The sequence below is a fragment of the Bradyrhizobium stylosanthis genome, from assembly GCF_001641335.1.
GTDB classification, from domain to species: Bacteria; Pseudomonadota; Alphaproteobacteria; order Rhizobiales; family Xanthobacteraceae; genus Bradyrhizobium; species Bradyrhizobium stylosanthis.
Genome location: NZ_LVEM01000001.1, coordinates 975,273 through 994,208, shown reverse-complemented (window position 1 = coordinate 994,208; position 18,936 = coordinate 975,273). Strand labels below are relative to the sequence as shown.

Annotated in this window: 19 protein-coding genes, 1 tRNA gene and 1 pseudogene; 4 read left to right on the top strand and 17 right to left on the bottom strand. The window is 64.7% G+C overall.

All coding sequences use genetic code 11. From position 1 onward, the window contains the following. Window positions 1-7: 7 nt before the first annotated feature. From nuoK to A7X65_RS04890, 15 genes are all read right to left on the bottom strand, one after another. Window positions 8-316 carry an NADH-quinone oxidoreductase subunit NuoK gene (nuoK, locus tag A7X65_RS04965; RefSeq protein ID WP_008547737.1) on the bottom strand — a complete coding sequence of 103 codons (309 nt, stop codon included), beginning with the start codon at window positions 314-316 and terminating at the stop codon, window positions 8-10. Continuing rightward, a complete protein-coding gene (locus A7X65_RS04960) occupies window positions 313-951 on the bottom strand; it encodes an NADH-quinone oxidoreductase subunit J (protein ID WP_063683178.1) in 639 nt (212 codons plus the stop codon). The genes nuoK and A7X65_RS04960 overlap by 4 nt, the downstream gene beginning before the upstream one ends. A gap of 9 nt (window positions 952-960) precedes the next feature. Further along, window positions 961-1,449 (bottom strand): NADH-quinone oxidoreductase subunit NuoI, encoded by a 489-nt coding sequence (gene nuoI / locus A7X65_RS04955; RefSeq protein ID WP_026232873.1) that lies wholly within the window; start codon window positions 1,447-1,449, stop codon window positions 961-963. A 14-nt stretch (window positions 1,450-1,463) separates the two neighbouring features. Further along, window positions 1,464-2,531, bottom strand: coding sequence for an NADH-quinone oxidoreductase subunit NuoH (gene nuoH / locus A7X65_RS04950; protein WP_156527639.1), 1,068 nt, complete (start codon window positions 2,529-2,531; stop codon window positions 1,464-1,466). Window positions 2,532-2,535: 4 nt separating this feature from the next. Then, window positions 2,536-4,611, bottom strand: coding sequence for an NADH-quinone oxidoreductase subunit NuoG (gene nuoG, locus A7X65_RS04945; RefSeq protein WP_063683176.1), 2,076 nt, complete (start codon window positions 4,609-4,611; stop codon window positions 2,536-2,538). Window positions 4,612-4,616: 5 nt separating this feature from the next. Continuing rightward, window positions 4,617-5,942 carry an NADH-quinone oxidoreductase subunit NuoF gene (gene nuoF, locus A7X65_RS04940; RefSeq protein WP_063683175.1) on the bottom strand — a complete coding sequence of 442 codons (1,326 nt, stop codon included), beginning with the start codon at window positions 5,940-5,942 and terminating at the stop codon, window positions 4,617-4,619. Window positions 5,943-5,957: 15 nt separating this feature from the next. Then, window positions 5,958-6,164, bottom strand: a complete 207-nt coding sequence (locus tag A7X65_RS04935) for a hypothetical protein (RefSeq protein ID WP_082884827.1) — start codon at window positions 6,162-6,164, stop codon at window positions 5,958-5,960. Continuing rightward, entirely contained in the window at window positions 6,164-6,775 is a 612-nt protein-coding gene (gene nuoE, locus A7X65_RS04930; protein ID WP_063683174.1) for an NADH-quinone oxidoreductase subunit NuoE, read from the bottom strand. The genes A7X65_RS04935 and nuoE overlap by 1 nt, the downstream gene beginning before the upstream one ends. 12 nt (window positions 6,776-6,787) lie before the next feature. Next, on the bottom strand, window positions 6,788-7,750 hold the full coding sequence (locus A7X65_RS04925) for an FkbM family methyltransferase (protein WP_063683173.1): 963 nt from the start codon (window positions 7,748-7,750) through the stop codon (window positions 6,788-6,790). Further along, window positions 7,750-8,946 carry an NADH-quinone oxidoreductase subunit D gene (locus A7X65_RS04920; protein WP_063683172.1) on the bottom strand — a complete coding sequence of 399 codons (1,197 nt, stop codon included), beginning with the start codon at window positions 8,944-8,946 and terminating at the stop codon, window positions 7,750-7,752. The genes A7X65_RS04925 and A7X65_RS04920 overlap by 1 nt, the downstream gene beginning before the upstream one ends. A 2-nt stretch (window positions 8,947-8,948) precedes the next feature. Then, complete coding sequence (locus tag A7X65_RS04915) at window positions 8,949-9,560, bottom strand: NADH-quinone oxidoreductase subunit C (RefSeq protein WP_063683171.1); 612 nt, start codon at window positions 9,558-9,560, stop codon at window positions 8,949-8,951. Window positions 9,561-9,571: 11 nt separating this feature from the next. Continuing rightward, entirely contained in the window at window positions 9,572-10,159 is a 588-nt protein-coding gene (locus A7X65_RS04910; RefSeq protein ID WP_063683170.1) for a NuoB/complex I 20 kDa subunit family protein, read from the bottom strand. Beyond that, complete coding sequence (locus A7X65_RS04905) at window positions 10,150-10,515, bottom strand: NADH-quinone oxidoreductase subunit A (protein WP_008136158.1); 366 nt, start codon at window positions 10,513-10,515, stop codon at window positions 10,150-10,152. The genes A7X65_RS04910 and A7X65_RS04905 overlap by 10 nt, the downstream gene beginning before the upstream one ends. Window positions 10,516-11,206: 691 nt before the next feature. Further along, entirely contained in the window at window positions 11,207-13,459 is a 2,253-nt protein-coding gene (locus A7X65_RS04895; protein ID WP_063683168.1) for a TonB-dependent siderophore receptor, read from the bottom strand. Between the two features lie 178 nt (window positions 13,460-13,637). Then, window positions 13,638-14,150 carry a MarR family winged helix-turn-helix transcriptional regulator gene (locus tag A7X65_RS04890; protein WP_063683167.1) on the bottom strand — a complete coding sequence of 171 codons (513 nt, stop codon included), beginning with the start codon at window positions 14,148-14,150 and terminating at the stop codon, window positions 13,638-13,640. Window positions 14,151-14,331: 181 nt separating this feature from the next. On the opposite strand from A7X65_RS04890, the gene A7X65_RS04885 reads away from it, so the two are divergent. From A7X65_RS04885 to A7X65_RS04875, 3 genes are all read left to right on the top strand, one after another. Continuing rightward, on the top strand, window positions 14,332-15,522 hold the full coding sequence (locus A7X65_RS04885; RefSeq protein WP_063683166.1) for an aromatic ring-hydroxylating dioxygenase subunit alpha: 1,191 nt from the start codon (window positions 14,332-14,334) through the stop codon (window positions 15,520-15,522). Between the two features lie 68 nt (window positions 15,523-15,590). After that, entirely contained in the window at window positions 15,591-16,886 is a 1,296-nt protein-coding gene (locus A7X65_RS04880) for a spinster family MFS transporter (RefSeq protein ID WP_063683165.1), read from the top strand. A gap of 143 nt (window positions 16,887-17,029) precedes the next feature. Beyond that, window positions 17,030-17,233: a hypothetical protein gene (locus A7X65_RS04875; RefSeq protein WP_015685754.1), complete on the top strand. Its 204-nt coding sequence runs from the start codon at window positions 17,030-17,032 to the stop codon at window positions 17,231-17,233. Window positions 17,234-17,342: 109 nt separating this feature from the next. On the opposite strand, the gene A7X65_RS04870 is transcribed toward A7X65_RS04875, so the two are convergent. Continuing rightward, the gene (locus tag A7X65_RS04870; RefSeq protein WP_063683164.1) at window positions 17,343-18,176 is read right to left on the bottom strand and encodes an FkbM family methyltransferase; all 834 of its coding nucleotides are present in this window, start codon (window positions 18,174-18,176) and stop codon (window positions 17,343-17,345) included. 135 nt (window positions 18,177-18,311) lie between these two features. Then, window positions 18,312-18,388: transfer RNA gene (locus A7X65_RS04865), tRNA-Asp, on the bottom strand. 229 nt (window positions 18,389-18,617) lie between these two features. Between A7X65_RS04865 and A7X65_RS04860 the strand changes: the two are divergent. Then, window positions 18,618-18,923, top strand: a pseudogene (locus A7X65_RS04860) (HU family DNA-binding protein); the annotation flags it as partial. Between the last annotated feature and the right edge of the window lie 13 nt (window positions 18,924-18,936).

Sequence of the window (18,936 nt, the reverse complement as noted above, 5' to 3'; positions counted from 1 at the left end):
TGAGAGCTCAGCCCTTCATCAGATTGACGTCCTCAACCGCGATCGAGCCACGGTTGCGGAAATAGACCACCAGGATGGCGAGACCGATCGCGGCTTCAGCAGCCGCGACCGTCAGCACCAGCAGCGCGAAGACCTGGCCGACGATGTCGCCGAGGAAGGTCGAGAACGCGACGAGGTTGATGTTGACCGAGAGCAGGATGAGCTCGATCGACATCAGGATGACGATGATGTTCTTGCGGTTCAGGAAGATGCCGAGAATCCCGAGCGTGAACAGGATCGCGCCGACCGCCAGATAATGTCCGAGCCCGATCGTCATTTCACCCACTCCGCCGCGTCGGCATCCGAGAGCCCCTGCCCCGGCGCCACCTTGCGCATCGCCATCGCCATCTCGGGCGTGCGCGCGTTCTGAACGTTGATGTCCTGCCGCTTCACGCTCGCCTTGTGGCGCAGCGTCAGCACGATGGCGCCGATCATGGCGACCAGCAGCACCATGCCCGAGAGCTGGAAGTAGTGGATGTACTTCGTATAGAGCACGAGGCCCAGCGCTTCGGTGTTGGAGACGTTGGTCGGGATCGCCGCCGTGATGTTCTTGCTCACGGAGGGGTTGATGACCCAGGCACCGACGGTCAGCAGCAGCTCGAACAGGAAGATGCCGCCGATCACCACACCGACCGGCAGGTACTGGATGAACCCTTCGCGCAGCTCGACGAAGTCCACGTCGAGCATCATGATCACGAACAGGAACAGCACCGCGACCGCGCCGACATAGACGACGATCAGCATCATGCCGAGGAACTCGGCGCCCATCAGCACGAACAGGCCGGAGGCGTTGACGAAGGCCAGGATCAGGTACAGCACGGAGTGCACGGGATTGCGCGAGACAATCACCATTACGGCCGAGGCGACGCAGACGCCGGCGAAGAGATAGAAGAACAGCGCGGGAAGGATCATGCCCTCACCTCACCGGTACGGCGCGTCGAGCTCGATCGCTTTCGCGATCTCGCGTTCCCAGCGGTCGCCGTTGGCGAGCAGCTTGGCCTTGTCATAGAACAGTTCCTCGCGGGTCTCGGTCGCGAACTCGAAGTTCGGACCTTCGACGATGGCGTCGACCGGACAGGCCTCCTGGCAGAGGCCGCAATAGATGCACTTCACCATGTCGATGTCGTAGCGCACGGTGCGGCGGGTGCCGTCGTTGCGGCGCGGGCCGGCCTCGATGGTGATGGCCTGCGCCGGGCAGACCGCTTCGCAGAGCTTGCAGGCGATGCAGCGCTCTTCGCCGTTCGGATAGCGGCGCAGCGCATGCTCGCCGCGGAAGCGCGGCGAGATCGGGCCCTTCTCGAACGGATAGTTCAGCGTCGGCTTCGGCTGGAAGAAATAGCGCATGGCGAGGAAGAACGCCGAGACGAATTCCGACAGCAGGAGCGAGCGTGCAGTGGCGTTGATGTTGATACCCATGACGGCCCTCACTTCGGCGCGATGCCGGCGAACTGCAGCACGCCCGCCACCACGACCACCATCGCCAGCGACAGCGGCAGGAACACCTTCCAGCCGAGACGCATGAGTTGGTCGTAGCGGTAGCGCGGCACAATCGCCTTTGCCATCGCGAACAGGAAGAACATGAAGAACAGTTTCAACGAGAACCAGATGATCCCCGGCACCCAGTTGAAGGGCGGCAGGTCCACCGGCGGCAGCCAGCCCCCGAGGAACAGGATCGTGGCCATCGCGCACATCGTGACGATCGCGACGTACTCGCCGAGCATGAACAGCAGGTACGGGGTCGATCCGTATTCCACCATGAAGCCGGCGACGAGCTCGGATTCCGCTTCGACGAGATCGAAGGGCGGACGATTGGTTTCCGCCAGCGCCGAGACGTAGAACACCACGAACATCGGGAACAGCGGCCAGACATACCAGTTGAGGATGGTGAGCTGCGGCAGGCCGATCAGGCTGGCGAGACCGCGGACATGCTGGGCCTCGACCACGGCCGACAGGTTCAGCGTGCCGGCGCAGAGCAGCACCGTGATGATGACGAAGCCGATCGAGACTTCATAGGACACCATCTGCGCCGCCGAGCGCAGCGCCGCCAGGAACGGATACTTCGAGTTCGACGACCAGCCGGCCATGATGATGCCGTAGATCGACAGCGACGAGATCGCGAAGATGAAGAGGATGCCGACATTGATGTCGGAGATCACCCAGCCGAGATTGGTCGGGATCACCGCCCAGGCCGCGAGCGCGAGCACGCACGACACCAGCGGCGCCAACAGGAACACGCCCTTGTTGGCGCCGGCCGGGATGATCGGCTCCTTCAGCACGAACTTGAGCAGGTCGGCGAAGGACTGCAGCAGGCCCCACGGGCCGACCACGTTCGGGCCGCGGCGGATCTGCACCGCCGCCCAGATCTTGCGGTCGGCGAGCAGGATGTAGGCGATCGCGACCAGGAGGACGACGAGCACCAGGACGCTCTCCGCGACCATGATGATCAGCGGCCAGAGGAAGCCGGTCCAGAATGCGCTTTCGAAGAATTCCATCAGCTCACTCCGCTGCGGTCAGCATCTGCCCGGAGGCAAGCCGCGAGCATTCCGCCATCACGGCGGACGCACGCGCGATTGGGTTGGTCAAATAGAAGTCCTCGACCAGCGGCTTGAACGGCGCCTTCTCGGGCGAGCCGCCCTTGCCTGCCAGCTTCTTGATCTGGTCGGCGGAGCCGGCCTCGATCTGGTCGAGACGGATCAGGTGCGGCACGGCCTTGAAGACCGCCTGACGCAACGCGGCAAGCGAGTCGTAACCGAGCTTCTTGCCGAGCGCTTCCGACAGCGCGCGGATGATTGCCCAGTCCTCGCGGGCTTCGCCCGGCGGGAACGCGGCGCGGCCGGTCATCTGCACGCGGCCTTCGGTGTTGACGTAGATCGCGGACTTCTCGGTGTAGGCGGCGGCCGGCAGGATCACGTCGGCGCGGTGCGCACCGCGGTCGCCATGGGTGCCGATGTAGACGACGAAGGTGCCGTCCGGCGCCTTGATCTCGTCGGCGCCAAGCAGGAACAACAGGTCGAGCGTGCCGAAGGTCGTCATCTGCGCGGCGTTCAGGCCGCCCTGACCGGCGGCGAAGCCGATATCGAGCGCGCCGACGCGCGAGGCGGTCTCGTGCAGCACGCCAAACCCGTTCCAGCCGTCCTTGAGCGCGCCGACGTCGAGCGCGAGCTTGGCGGCGGCGGCGAGAATGGCGGCGCCGTCGTGACGGGCAGCCGCGCCCGCGCCGACCAGGATGATCGGGTGCTTGGCGTTCTTGAGCACGTCCATGAAGGAGTGCTTGCCGGCTGCGAGCTCGCCGAGCGTCTCGGTGCCTGCGCCGAGATGGTCATAGTCGTAGGTGAGATCGGCCTTGGCGCCGATGACGCCGACCTTGAAGCCGCCGGCGCGCCAGCGCTTGCGGATGCGGGCGTTGAACACAGCCGCTTCCTTGCGCGGATTGGCGCCGATGATGAGCAGCGCATCCGCCTGCTCGACACCGACCAGCGTCGGATTGAAGATGTAGGAGCCGCGGCCGAGCGCGGGATCGAAGGCGTCACCGCCCTGCACCGCCAGATTGCCCGAGCCGTACTTCGACAGCAGGTCCTTCAGCGCGAACATCTCCTCGACGCCGGCGAGATCGCCTGCGATCGCGCCGATGCGCTTGCCGTCGGTACGTGCCGCTTTCGCAGCGATCGCGGCAAAGGCCTCCTGCCAGCTCGCCGCGCGCAGCTTGCCGGCCTCGCGGATATAGGGCCGATCGAGGCGCTGGGTGCGCAGGCCGTCGACGATGTGACGGGTCTTGTCCGAGATCCACTCCTCGTTCACGGCCTCGTTGATGCGCGGCAGCACGCGCATCACTTCGCGGCCGCGGGTGTCGACGCGGATCGCCGAGCCGACGCCATCCATGACGTCGACCGACTGGGTCTTGCCGAGCTCCCACGGGCGCGCCGCGAAAGCATAGGGCTTCGAGGTCAACGCGCCGACCGGGCAGATGTCGACGAGATTGCCCTGCAATTCCGAGGTCAGGGCGTGCTCGAGATAGGTCGTGATCTCCATGTCCTCGCCGCGGCCAGTCGCGCCCATCTCGGGGGCGCCGGCGACTTCCGCCGAGAAGCGGACGCAGCGCGTGCACTGGATGCAGCGGTTCATCGAGGTCTTGACCAGCGCGCCGAGGTACTTGTCCTCGACCGCGCGCTTGTTCTCGGCGAAGCGGCTGGTGTCGACACCATAGCCCATCGCCTGGTCCTGCAGGTCGCACTCGCCGCCCTGGTCGCAGATCGGGCAGTCCAGCGGATGGTTGATGAGAAGGAACTCCATCACGCCTTCGCGCGCCTTCTTCACCATCGGCGAACGCGTCGAGATCTCCGGCGGCTCGCCCTTGGGACCCGGACGGCAGTCGCGCACGCCCCAGGCGCAGCTCGCGACCGGCTTCGGGCCGCCCTTCACCTCGACGAGGCACATCCGGCAATTGCCGGCGATCGACAGGCGCTCGTGATAGCAGAAGCGCGGAATCTCGGCGCCGGCCGCCTCGCACGCCTGAAGCAGCGTGTATTCGGCGGGGACATCGATCTCTTTGCCGTCGATGATGAGCTTGGTCATTCTCTCTACTCCGCCGCGACCATGTTCACGGGATCGCGGACGCCGATATCGTCGATGTCGGCCTTGTGCGAATACTGGTCGATGCGCGCTTCGATCTCATGACGGAAATGCGCGATCAGGCCCTGGATCGGCCAGGCCGCCGCGTCGCCGAGCGCGCAGATGGTGTGGCCTTCGACCTGCTTGGTCACTTCGAGCAGCATGTCGATCTCGCGCTTGTGGGCGCGGCCGTCGGCCATGCGGGTCAAGACGCGCCACATCCAGCCGGTGCCCTCGCGGCACGGCGTGCACTGGCCGCAGCTCTCGTGCTTGTAGAAGTACGAAATGCGGGCGATGGCGCGGATCAGGTCGGTGGACTTGTCCATCACGATCACGGCCGCAGTGCCGAGGCCCGAGCGCAGCTTGCTCAGGCTGTCGAAATCCATCGGCGTGTCGATGATCTGCTCGGCCGGCACCATGCGCACCGACGAGCCGCCGGGGATCACGGCCTTGAGGTTGTCCCAGCCGCCGCGGATGCCGCCGCAATGCTTGTCGATCAGCTCACGGAACGGAATGCCCATGGCCTCTTCGACGTTGCAGGGCCGCTCGACATGACCGGAGATGCAGAAGAGCTTGGTGCCGACATTGTTCGGACGGCCGATGCCGGCGAACCAGGCGGCGCCGCGACGGAGAATGTCGGGCGCAACGGCGATGGACTCGACGTTGTTGACGGTGGTCGGGCAGCCATAGAGGCCGACGTTGGCCGGGAACGGCGGCTTCAGGCGCGGCTGGCCCTTCTTGCCTTCGAGGCTTTCGAGCAGCGCGGTCTCTTCGCCGCAGATGTAAGCGCCGGCGCCGTGGGCGACGTAGATGTCGAACGGCCAGCCGTTGACGTTGTCCTTGCCGACGAGCTTGGCATCATAGGCCTGGTCGATCGCGGCCTGAAGGTGCTCGCGCTCCCGGATGAACTCGCCGCGGACATAGATGTAACAGGTGTGCGCGTTCATCGCGCAACTCGCGATCAGGCAGCCTTCGATCAGGAGATGCGGATCGTGCCGCATGATCTCGCGATCCTTGCAGGTGCCGGGCTCGGACTCGTCGGCGTTGACAACGAGATAGCTCGGACGGCCGTCGGTCGATTCCTTCGGCATGAAGGACCACTTCAGGCCGGTCGGGAAGCCTGCGCCGCCGCGGCCGCGCAGGCCCGACGCCTTCATCTCGTTGATGATCCAGTCGCGACCCTTGTCGATGATGTTCTTCGTACCATCCCAGGCGCCGCGGCGCCGCGCACCCTCGAGCCCCCAGTCGTGGAGGCCGTAGAGGTTCTTGAAGATGCGGTCCTTGTCCTCGAGCATATCAGTGCTTTCCGATCAACGGTTGGCTTGCTTGTAGGCAAGCCCGGCGGCGCAGACGCCAAACGTCAGCGCCCAGAGCAGGCTGGATTCCAGCGACGCGTTCAGGCTGAAGCGTTGCAGGAGAAAGATGAAGGCAGCCGCCACGGCGGCATGCATCGCGATGAAGCCCCATTTCTTCATGGCACCGCTCCCCTGCACGGCCGGCGACGAGAGATCACGCATCAGGTGATCTCCTTCAGCGTGGTCGGCCCACCGTTCGGCGCCGAGAACTGGCGACCGTTCTGCGGACCGGGCTTGGGCGGATTGCCCGAAGCGAAGCCGTCGAGCACCTTGCCGAAGCTTTCCTTGGTCAGGTCCTCATAGGTGTCCTTGCCGATCAGCACCATCGGCGCGTTCACGCAGGCGCCGAGGCACTCGACCTCCTCCCAGCTGAAATTGCCGTCCTTGGACAGATGGAAGGGCTCGTGATGGATGCGGTGCTCGCAGACGTGGATCAGATCCTCGGCGCCGCGCAGCCGGCACGGCGTGGTGCCGCAGACCTGGACGTGCGCCTTCTTGCCGACCGGGGCGAGCTGGAACATCGTGTAGAAGGTCGCGACCTCCAGCACGCGGATATAGGGCATGTCGAGCAGGTCGGCGACGGCGCGGATGGCGGCTTCCGAGACCCAGCCCTCGTGCTGCTCCTGGACGCGCCAGAGAATGGCGATGACCGCGGAGGCTTGCCGGCCGGCCGGATATTTCGCGATCTGCTGCTTGGCGAATGCGAGGTTCTCCTCCGTGAACGCGAAGCTCGCGGGCTGGACTTCCTTCGGTGCTAATCGGCGAACGGACATATCTTCAATCTCTCACTGCATGCGGCGCGCGGTCTTGGCATTGAGGGCTTCGATCCTGTCCTGCCAGAATGCGCTTGCGGTGCCGAAAACGTTGTAGCCGACGTGGGTCGAGACCTTGATGCGGTCGAGGATCGACAGCTCGGTCACGGTCTCCATCCGGTTGCTGCGCGGATCGAACACGATCAGCTTCAGCGGGGTCTGCTCGAGGATGTAGCGCGACACCGCATGGGAGCGGTCGCTGCCGTGCTCCTCGCACATGATGACGCTGTCGGCCTGGAGCAGCCGGGCGCCGCCCTTGATCGCCTCGATCTCGACGCCCTCGACGTCGAGCTTGATCAGGTACTTGCCCGATGCCGCGACCTTGCCGTCGTCGATGAGGTTGTCGAGCGAAATGACCGGCACGTCCTCGCCGCCCGCCGACGGATCGCCGGCGATGCTGAAGGCCTCGTGCTTGGTGCCCGACAGACGCGCGGTGCCGCGGGCGGAGCCGATCGCGCACTTCATGGTCTCGAAGCGACCAGCGTTGACGCGGGCGTTGTTGGCGAGCTTCGGATAGTTCTGCCCGGACGGCTCGATCGCGATCGCCTTGTGTGCGCCGAACGGCTTGCTCGAGACCAGCACCGACCAGTAGCCGTAATTCGCGCCGCAATCGAGCAGCGTGTAGTCGACGTCGATGGAGTCGGAAAACAGCAGCTCGAGCTCGTCTTCGTAATTGTACGAGCGGTTGAGCAGCTTGCTCCAATAGCCGTCGCCATACGGGAATTCGAACACGGCGTCGGGATTGAGCCTGATCGCGATGTTGCGCTCCGGCAGCGTCTTCCGCAGCAGGTTGGCGCAGGCGATGTAGCCCATGTGCGAGAAGTGCGAGGAGATCTTCGATCCCGTCACCAGCGCCAACGCAGCCGTCCGCTCCCACAGGTTGGCCCCTTCAAGGGCCCCCGAGGCGCGGTCAAACTGGATTGGCGCCTGCGCCATCACCGATCGACCTCTCCGAACACGATGTCGAGCGAGCCGAGAATGGCCGAGACGTCGGCGAGCAGATGGCCGCGGCAGATGTGGTCCATCGCCTGCAGATGGGCAAAGCCCGGCGCGCGGATCTTGCACTTGTAGGGCTTGTTGGTGCCGTCGGAGACGAGATAGACGCCGAACTCGCCCTTGGGCGCCTCGACCGCGGCGTAGACCTCGCCGGCCGGCACGTGAACGCCTTCGGTATAGAGCTTGAAGTGGTGGATCAGCGCTTCCATCGAGCGCTTCATCTCGCCGCGGCGGGGCGGAGCGACCTTGTTGTCTTCGACGACGACGGCGCCCTTCCCGTCGGCCGCGTTCAGCTTCTGGATGCACTGCTTCATGATGCGCACGGACTGGCGCATCTCTTCCATGCGGATCAGGTAGCGGTCGTAGCAGTCGCCGTTCTTGCCGATCGGGATGTCGAAATCCATCTCGGCGTAGCATTCATAGGGCTGCGACTTGCGCAGGTCCCAGGCCGCGCCCGAGCCGCGCACCATCACGCCGGAGAAGCCCCACTCCCAGGCTTCCTTCAGCGGCACCACGCCGATGTCGACGTTGCGCTGCTTGAAGATGCGGTTGGCGGTGAGCAGGCGGTCGAGATCGTCCACGACCTTCAGGAACGGATCGCACCAGGCCTCGATGTCGTCGACCAGCTTCTGCGGCAGGTCCTGATGCACGCCGCCGACGCGGAAGAAGGCTGCATGCATGCGGCTGCCGGAGGCGCGCTCGTAGAACACCATCAGCTTTTCGCGCTCTTCGAAGCCCCACAGCGGCGGGGTCAGCGCGCCGACGTCCATCGCCTGCGTGGTGACGTTGAGGAGGTGAGAGAGAATGCGGCCAATCTCGCAATAGAGCACGCGGATGAGCTGGCCGCGGCGCGGCACCTCGATGCCGAGCAGCTTTTCGGCCGCGAGGCAGAAGGCATGCTCCTGGTTCATCGGCGCGACGTAGTCGAGGCGGTCGAAATACGGGATCGCCTGGAGATAGGTTTTCTGCTCGATCAGCTTCTCGGTGCCGCGGTGAAGCAGGCCGATATGGGGATCGACGCGGGCGACGATCTCGCCGTCAAGCTCCAGCACCAGGCGCAGCACGCCGTGCGCCGCCGGATGCTGCGGCCCGAAGTTGATGGTGAAATTGCGAAGCTGTTCGGGTTGCTCGTTCATGATCAGGCCTTCGGTCCCGCCTTCTCGTCACCGGGAAGCGGATAGTCCGCCCCTTCCCACGGCGAGAGGAAATCGAACTTGCGGAATTCCTGGTTGAGCCGGACGGGCTCGTACACGACCCGCTTCTCCTGGTCGTCGTAGCGGACCTCGACGAAACCGGTGAGCGGGAAGTCCTTGCGCAGCGGGTGACCCTCGAAACCGTAATCGGTGAGGATGCGGCGCATGTCGGGGTGGCCGACGAAGAACACGCCGTAGAGGTCGTAGGCCTCGCGCTCGAACCAGTCGGCGCCGGGGAAAATTTCGATCAACGACGGCACCTGCGTGGTCTCGTCGGCCTGCGCCTTGAGACGGATGCGGGTGTTCAGGGTCGGTGACAGGAAGTGGTAGATCACGTCGAAGCGCTTGTCGCGCGACGGATAGTCGGCGGCCGTAATGTCGGTGAAGTTGACGAAACGGCAATTCGGATCGTCGCGGAGGTACTTGACCACCTCGACAATCTTGCTGGCCTCGACATCAACCGTGAGCTGGTTGAAGGCCACCGTGTGACCGGTGGCGGCGCCCGGAAGCGCGCTAACGATCGTTTGCCCAAGGGCGTCGAGCTTGCCGTCGTCCATGACGTAAAACCTTAGCGTTCGATGGTGCCGGTGCGCCGGATCTTCTTCTGCAGCAGCAGCACGCCGTACAGCAGCGCTTCCGCCGTGGGCGGGCAGCCCGGCACGTAGATGTCGATCGGCACGATGCGGTCGCAGCCGCGCACGACCGAGTAGGAATAGTGATAGTAGCCGCCGCCATTGGCGCACGAGCCCATCGAGATGACGTAGCGCGGCTCGGGCATCTGGTCGTAGACCTTGCGCAGCGCCGGGGCCATCTTGTTGGTCAGGGTACCGGCGACGATCATCACGTCGGACTGGCGCGGCGAGGCACGCGGGGCGAAGCCGAAGCGCTCGACGTCGTAGCGCGGCATCGACACCTGCATCATCTCGACGGCGCAACAGGCGAGACCGAAGGTCATCCACATCAGCGAGCCGGTGCGGGCCCAGGTGATGAGGTCGTCGGTCGCAGCCACGAAGAAGCCCTTGTCGGACAGCTCGGAGTTGACCTCGAGGAAGAACGGATCATTGGCCCCGACCGGCCTGCCGGTCGACGGATCCAGAATGCCCTTGGGGGCCGGCGCAATCACCGGACCGGCGGACGTTGCAGGGTTCAATCCCATTCGAGTGCTCCCTTCTTCCATTCATAGGCGAACCCGACCGTCAGCACGGCGAGAAACACCACCATGGACCAGAAGCCGGTCGCGCCAAGCTTGCCGAACGCCACCGCCCAGGGAAACAGGAACGCCACCTCGAGGTCGAAGATGATGAAGAGGATGGCGACCAGATAGAAGCGGACGTCGAACTTCATTCGCGCGTCGTCGAAGGCGTTGAATCCGCACTCATACGCCGACAGCTTTTCCGGGTCCGGCTGCTGGAACGCGACAATGAACGGCGCGATCAGCAGCACGAGGCCGATGAGGCCCGCTACCCCTATGAAGACGACGAGTGGAAGATAGTTCTGCAGAATGCCGCTCATTGGCGAGCCCTTTTTCCCGCGACGTCGGGGGAGCCGCGGATTCGTCCCGATTTGGAATTATTCTGAGCCTTAGCGCAGTGCACCAATGGGCGCAAGACACGCTCTTTTTAGGCCCTTTGTCGCCCCAGAACGGTGGAAATCCCGGAATCACCCCGCGGCTGGTATGGAGCAGATCGCCCAGCCCAGCAAGGGTGACGGCAGTTTTGCACGGCGGCCGTTCCGAGATTGCGGTGCATAGAGCGCGGCGGCTCTCCGTCACGCAGCATCGGGGCAAAATGCTCGGATTTTTCGTGTGGCAGCGCACCCATGGCCGGGCCATGACGCGGTGCGGAGGCCCTTTCCGTCACCCCGGCGACATATTGCCGACGGGCACTGCGGGCACCGCGCAGATGATCTCGGCCATGGGCAGGACCAGCACGGCAGAGGCAATCGGACGAGCCATGCATCACGACGGGTCCGGGGCCCGTCTGGCGAATGCGTCGGGGCGGCTCCGGACCCGACCGACCGCGAGCGCGGCGGCGACTTGCTGGGTCGTCGCACGCGCCGCGCTCGCATGAGCTTTCGGCCGGGGGGCATGGCCTGGAGCTCATCGTCTCCCCAACGGAAGATCGGCGGTCGTCCGGTCGTCAGGACAGGAGGCGGACGGGATCAGGCAGGCGCGAGACTGCCCTCGCCTGTCCTCACCCTGGCCTCACCATTTGTAGGAGACGCTGGCGGTGACCCGCCGGCGGTCGCCGTAGAAGCAGGACGTGGCCGACGCGCAGCTCGCGACATAGATCTTGTCGGTCAGGTTGATGACGTTGAGGGCCGTGCGCCAGTTCTGCCATTCGTAGTGGAGCGCGAGGTCGCCGAGCACCACCGCGGGAACCTCGAGGGTGTTGGCGGTATCGGCCCAGGACGAGCCGATATAGCGGACGCCGCCACCGAAGCCGAAGCCCTCGAGCGGTCCGTCCTTGAAGGTGTAGTCCGCCCAGCCAGAGACCAGCATCTCAGGCGTGTTGGTCGGGGTCTTGCCGACCAGGGTCGGATCGAGGTCCTTGCTGTTGAACAGATGATAGGCGGTGAACGCGCCGATCAGCTTCAGTTCCTTGGTGGCGTTGGCGACCGCCTCGAGCTCGATGCCGCGCGAGGTCACCTCGCCGGTCTGGTTCTGCAGAACCGGAACACTGCCCGGCAGTGTCGTCGCAACATTCTGACGGACCAGATCGAAGGCCGAGACCGTGAAATAGCCGTCGAAACCCTTCGGTGCGACCTTCACACCGATCTCAGCCTGCTTGCCCGTCTCCGGCAGGAACAGCTTGTTCTGCGCATTGAGGCCGATGATCGGATTGTAGCTGGTCGAGTAAGAGACGTAGGGCGCAATGCCGTTGTCGAAATTGTAGATCAGCCCGGCACGGCCGCTGAACCTGCTGTCGTTGCGGCTGTCGACACTGGCACCCGTGTCGCGGGCGTCCTGCGTCGTCTCGACCCAATCATTCCGCCCGCTCAGGACCAGCGTGAAATTGCCGAGCTTCATCTGGTCCTGGAGATAGGTGCCGGCCTGCTTCTGCGTGATCAGGAAGTTGCGGAACGGCGTGGTCGGCAGCGGCGTTTCGGCTCCGCCGTAGACGGGATTGAAGATGCTGATTGAGGGCACGCCGAACCCGAAGGCCTGATAATCGTCGATCTGATAGCCCTTCAGATCGACGCCGAACAGCATGGTGTGCCTCACCGGGCCGGTGTTGAAGCGATATTCGAGCTGGTTGTCGAGATCAGCCTGATTGGCCGTGTTCTTCGCATACCAATTGTAGCGATTGAGCGTGGCGGTCGCCTGATTGGCGTCGTTGCCGACATAGCCGCGATAGGTCAGGTCGATATGCGCAAACCGCGCGTTCTGCCGGAACGTGAGGTCTTCGGTGAGATGGCGCTCGAACTGGTAGCCGAGCATCTCCTGCTCGCGCGTGAACTTGTCTACGCTGGGATCGCCGCCGAAGAAACTGGTCGGAATCTTGCCATACGAGGCATTCGTCACCGTACCGACATAGGGCAGGAAGTTGATGCCGCGGGTGTCCTGCTTCGAGGCCGACGCCAGCACCGTGAACGTGGTGTCGGCATCCGGCTTCCAGGTCACCGACGGTGCGATGAAGTAGTTGTTATCGGGCGTGAAGTTGACCTGCGTCGGGCCGTTCTGGACCTGGCCGACGACGCGGTAGAACAGCTCGCCATCCTGGGGCTGTGTTGCGACCGGCCCGCCGACATCGAAGCCGACATAGGCATTGCCGAAATTGTTGACGCCGGTCTCGACGTAGCGGATCGGCGCCGCCGGCGGCATCTTGCTGATGACGTTGACGATGCCGCTCGGGCTCGATCCGCCATAGAGCACCGCAGACGGACCGCGCAGCACCTCGACGCGCTCCATGTTGAAGGGCTGGAGCTTCCAGCTCGCGTAGGACGTGTAGAACAACTGCATGCCGTCAAGGAACAGACCGACATCGTCGGACTTGAAGCCGCGGATCAGCCACCAATCGTTGCGCGTATCCGCGCCGAAGGTCCCTGCCCGCACACCGGCGGTGTAGCGCAGCACTTCGTCGAGCTTGTTCGGCTTCTGGTCGCGAATTTGCTCCGCACCGATGACGGACACCGATTGCGGCGTCTCCATGATCGGCGTGTCGGTCTTGGTGCCGGACGAGCTGCGCTTGCCGACATAGCCGTTCACCGGGCCGCGCGCCGTCTCGACGAAACCGGCATTGCGCTGCGGCTGCGGCTTGCTCCTGTTTACTGTCTGCACCGACCGCCGCGGCGCGCTGCGTACCGCAGCCGCGGGCGCGCGGCGGCGCGCTTCCGGTGCGGTGACCGTCACCGACGGCAGGTTCTCCGCGCCGCTTTGCGCGGACGATTGTGCGAGCGATGCCTGCGGCACCAAAACCCAAGCGGATGCGGTCGCCAAAACGGCAGACCGCAGCATTCCAAGACTGTTCAACGCGCCACCCCGAAGCTGCATGTTTGCTGCGTCATGCCGCCGTGTCCCGGCAACGGCATGCGCCCAGGGCGACGCTTATGTGAGCGCGCGCGATTTCCCTAATTGAAAACTTCTTAGAGCGGCTCTTAGAACCGATCCATTGTTCCCGGGCACGATCGAAGCGTCAGCGCGCGTTCTTCTCGCTCTCGAGCATGTCGGCGGCGATCGCCGTGAGCTGATCGACCTGCTGCAGCAGCATCTCGAACTCGGCGGGGCTCAGACTTTCCAACAGACGACGGTTGCGCTCCTGCGCGCCTTCGACGATCGCGTCATGCGCCGCAAGGCCGGCCGCGGTGAGCGAGATCAGCACCTCGCGGCTATCTTTCGGATTTGCCGACTTCGCGATCAGCTTGCGCGACACCAGATTGGCCAGCGCGCGGCTGATCTGCCCCTTGTCCTGGCCGACCGCCTCGGCGAGCCGCGCCACGCTCATCGGCGGACGCCGGCCGAGCGAGGCAACGAGACCGAACTCGACGGAGGACAATCCCGTCAGCCGCTTGTAGCGGAGGATGGCACCGCGCTTGAGCAGATTGGCCAGCACCATCAGCCGCGACGACAGCATCACGGTGACCGGCGCCGGTTCGCTCTTGCTCGCCTCGGGGGCCGTCCACCCCTCCCTGCTCGGTGTCTCGTTCATCATCCACCTCTGCCAAGAAAGCCCGGCCCTGCCAAGCCTGAGCCGCCGCGGCCCCGCCGTTCTCCTCAAATGCGATTAAGAGGCATTTAGAAGATCGTTGACATTGTCATCGATTTATTTTTCACTGCTCCCAACGCGTCAAGAAGGCCCGGTCAGCGCGGCCGGCGGCGGGAGGATCAGCATGACCATCACCCAGCGGGATCGCGATCTCGGCACGGCCTATGCGATGAAGCCGGCGCACACGCGCATCGAGCTCACCTCTGTCGTGCGCGGCACGCCGATGGGCGAACTGCTCCGCCGCTACTGGCATCCGGTCGGCCTCGTCGGTGACGCCGCCGACACGCCGAAGAAGGTGCGCGCGCTCGGCGAGGATCTGGTGCTGTTCCGCGACAAGCACGGCCGCGCCGGGCTGCTGCACGCGCGCTGCTGCCACCGCGGCACCACGCTCTACTATGGCAAGGTCGAGGAGGACGGCATCCGCTGCTGCTACCACGGCTGGAAGTTCGACACAGAAGGCCACTGCCTGGAGCAGCCATGCGAGCCCGAGGGCGGCCAGTTCAAGAACAAGGTGCGCCAGCCCTGGTATCCGGTCGAGGAGCGCTACGGGCTGATCTTCGCCTATATGGGCCCGGCGGAGAAACGCCCGGTGCTGCCGCGCTACGAGTGCCTGGAGAACATGGATGACGGCGAACTGGTCGAGGCCGACGATTCCTCGATCGGCGGAGGCGGCCCTGCGATCATTCCCTGCAACTGGCTCCAGCATTTCGAGAACGTCGTCGATCCCTACCACGTGCCGGTGCTGCACGGCTCGTTCTCGGGCCCGCAATTCACCAACATGATGGCCTCGATGCCGGAGGTGAAGTTCGACAAGACCCCGCGCGGCATCGCCGTGCGCTCGATCCGCAAGCAGGACGATGGCAAGGTGTTCTACCGCGTCACCGAAGCCGCCCTCCCCACCTTGCGCGTCGTGCCGAACCCGCGCGTGGCACAGTTCGCCCGCGTCGAGTCGATCGGCTGGACCTTGCCGATCGACGACACCTCGTTCCGCATCTACGTCGCCGGCCGCGTCAAGAACTCCGGCGACATCGGCCGCATGCGCTCGAAATTCAACGGCAAGTTCTGGTGGGACATGACTGAGCAGGAGCACCAGAAATTCCCGGGCGACTACGAGGCCCAGGTCGGCCAGGGCGAGATGACCGTCCATTCCGAGGAGCATTTCGGCCAGAGCGACCGCGGCATCCTGATGATCCGGCGCATGCTGACCGACCAGCTCGAAGCGATGGAAGCAGGTCGCGATCCGATCGGCATCTCGTTCGATGCTGGCGCGCCGCCGGTCGAGTTCGAAGCGGGGAATTACATCCGCGAAGGATGAGCCGACAGCCCTCAGGGCTGGACTGGTGACGGCAACAAAGACAAAACAAAGACAAATTGGGGGAAGCGATGGTCGATGTGACGTCACAGATGTCGGTGCAAACGGCGGCCGCGGCAAAGCCCTCGGCGCGGCGCTATTACGTGCTGGGCCTGCTCACCATCATCTACGCGCTGAATTTCCTCGACCGCACGATCTTCAACGTCCTGATCGAGCCGATCAAGAAGGAGTTTCAGCTCAGCGATACCATGATGGGCCTGCTCGCAGGCTTCGGCTTCGCGCTGTTCTACTCCCTGCTCGGCATCCCCATCGCGCGCGTCGCCGACCGGATGAACCGGCGCAACATCGTCGCCGTCGCCTTCGCGTTCTGGAGCGCGATGACGGCGCTGTGCGGCGCCGCCGCCAGCCTGACCTCGCTGGCGCTGGCGCGCATCGGCGTCGGCATCGGCGAATCCGCGGGCTCCCCCGCCTCGCAGTCGATCGTCGCCGACCTCTTCGCCAAGAACGAGCGCCCGCGCGCGCTCGGCATCTACGCCATCGGCACCTATCTCGGCGTCTTCCTCGGGTATTTCATCGGCGGCTACGTCAACCAGCACTATGGCTGGCGGATGGCGTTCTATGTCGCCGGCCTGCCCGGCATCCTGCTCGCGCTGGTGCTGTGGCTGACGATCTCCGAGCCGAAGCGCGGCGCCATGCAGGAGAGCTTCGTGCCCGAGCCGCTCGGCCCGACGCTGCGCTTCCTGGCCTCGCAGCGGAGCTTCATCGTCGTGCTGATCGGGTTCTGCCTCACCACCTACACGAACTACGCGACGGCGGCCTGGATCCCGCCGTTCCTGGCGCGCGTGCACCATCTGTCGAGCGCCGAGATCGGCACTTATGCCGGCACCTTCAAGGGCCTCGCCGGCATGGCCGGCACCCTGCTCGGCGGCTTCGTGGTGGCGCAAGTGAGCCGCCGCGACGACCGCTGGAAGCTGTGGGCGCCGGCGATCACCTCCGGCCTCGCCGGCCCTGTGTTCGCGCTCTGCATGCTGACGCAGGATTTCACGATGATGGTGGCGATGCTGGCGCTGACCTCGTTCCTGGTCGGCTTCCATCTCGGCCCGATCTTCGCGATCGCGCAGACGGTGGCCAAGCCCAGCATGCGGGCACTGGCCTCCGCGCTGATCGCGCTCACCGCCACCTGCTTCGGCCAGGGCGTCGGTCCGCTCGCCGTGGGCGTCGTCAACGATGCCCTGAAGGGCAGCTATGGCGCGGATGCCGTGCGCTACTCCCTGCTCTCGGCGGCGGTCACGACCACGCTCGGCGCCCTCCTGTTCGTCTGGGCGGCACGGAGCATCCGGGACGATATCGGGCGGGCGGCGGCCTGAAAGCCGCCCAGGGACGGCCGCCCGGCGGAACCCTCCGGGCAGCCAGATGAAACCATTTTGCGGAACCCGCGAAACCATCCGGAAACAGATGGTCCTTAGAAGATGAGCCCATAGACGGCGGCTAAGCCCGTCGGGAGGCTCATATGAACCACTCAATTCATTCTGCTGATCGTGCGACCCACCTGAAGATCGTGGTGGTGGCGCTGGTTGCCGGCATTGCAGTGGCCGGTTTCGGGATCGCCGCCCGGACCAACGCCGATTACAGCCAGACCGCCCAGTCGACCCACGTGATCAAGGCCGGCAAGCCCGTCGTGGTGACGAGCGCCGGGACCTCGGAGATCCGCTGAGAACGAAAGGTCCGGTTTGAGACCAAACGGCCGCCCCCGGGCGGCCTTTTTGCGTCGCGACCCCAGTTGAGGGCAACTCACCAGGCTAATGATTCAACTGAAGTTTGCCTCAGTAGCTACCGCAACAATGCTTGAATTTCTGCTCCGAACCGCAGGGACAGGGATCGTTGCGGCTAACCTTGCTCTGCCCATAACGCAGCCGGTTGAGGATCTTCCTGTTCTGCTCGAGGATCATCTTACGGCGCGTCTCCTGCACGCCGATCACCGCGGCGTTGTCGCCGGCCTCCCAGAACGCCTGCGGCTTCAGATGCGCGAGCTTGCCGCTGACATAGACCGGGTAGAACCAGCCGAGCGTCCCATCGCGCAGGCGCTGTAGCGTCGTCAGGTCGTAGAGGAAGAAACCAGCCTCCAGCAGCGCCGCGTTGATGTCCTGGAAGTCGTCGATGTCGGCCTCGCAGACGACCACGCTGCAATTCTCGAGCACGTCGCGCGCGCCCTTCAGCGCAGCCATTTCCGCGCCCTGGACGTCGAGCTTGATCAGGAACGGCGGCTCGAGCGACAGCTCCTTGGCCAGCGCATCGAGCGTCGTCGCCGGCACCTTCACCTTGCTCGTGGTCAGGTCGTTGACCCGCGACCAGTAGATGTCGCCCGCCGGGCGGAGCGACGACCAGTAGGGATGCACCGATTCGGTGATCTCGATCTCGCCCTCGTGGTCGGTGATGGCGCAGATGCGATAGTGCCCGCCAAGGGCCTCTTTGATGGCCTTGAGGGAGTCCTCATAGATCCTGTTGGCATCGATGTTCAGTGGCGCCGCACCGCTGAGGCACGAGAGATGGTTGAGCACGAAGTGCCCATCGGCGCAGCCGAGATCGATGACCGTCCCGTAGCGCACGCCTTTCTCGAACAAATTTTGCAGCGTGGCGCTGAAATCGGCTGCCTGCATGAAATCGACCCGAACAATGCTGGATTGAGCACTAGCATGGGATCAACGCAGCGGTCGAGGCCGGTACCCACGCATGCCCCTGGGCAGCAAGGCCTGGATCTAGCTGATTTTAACTGATTGAAATTCCACCAAAAATGGCGCGAGAGACGGGGCTCGAACCCGCGACCTCCGGCGTGACAGGCCGGCGCTCTAACCAACTGAGCTACTCCCGCGTGACACGCAAATGTCTGCGGAACGAGGGGGGACTTAAAGGCCGGACTAGGTGAAGTCAAGGACGTTGCATCCACAGCCTGAACGAGCTGATTTTCGCGGACAGGCCGCGCCAACGTGACCCGCGGTCGCGCCGGCGGCGTAGTCAGTCCGGTCCCGAATCGTCTACGCCTCCGGGAACTTGCAGGGTTCCGGGGCCGTCTCCCCGGCCGCCGGCAAGAATCGAGGAGGCCAGATATGGCGAAAAAGGTAGCCGCTCCCGCCACCATCACGCTCAAGCACCTCGCCGCCGACATCGCGGAGAGCCAGGATCTGTCGAAAAAGCACGCCGAGGCCGTCCTGACCGACATGGTCGAGCTGATCACCAAGCACCTGAAGAAGGGCGACCGGGTCCGCATCGTGGGCCTCGGCATCCTCCAGGTCCGCAAGCGCGCCGCCCGCACCGGCCGCAATCCCGCCACCGGCGAAGCCATCCACATCAAGGCCAGCAAGAAGGTCGCGTTCCGCCCGGTCAAGGAGCTCAAAGAGGCGATCTAGCCGCTTACCGATC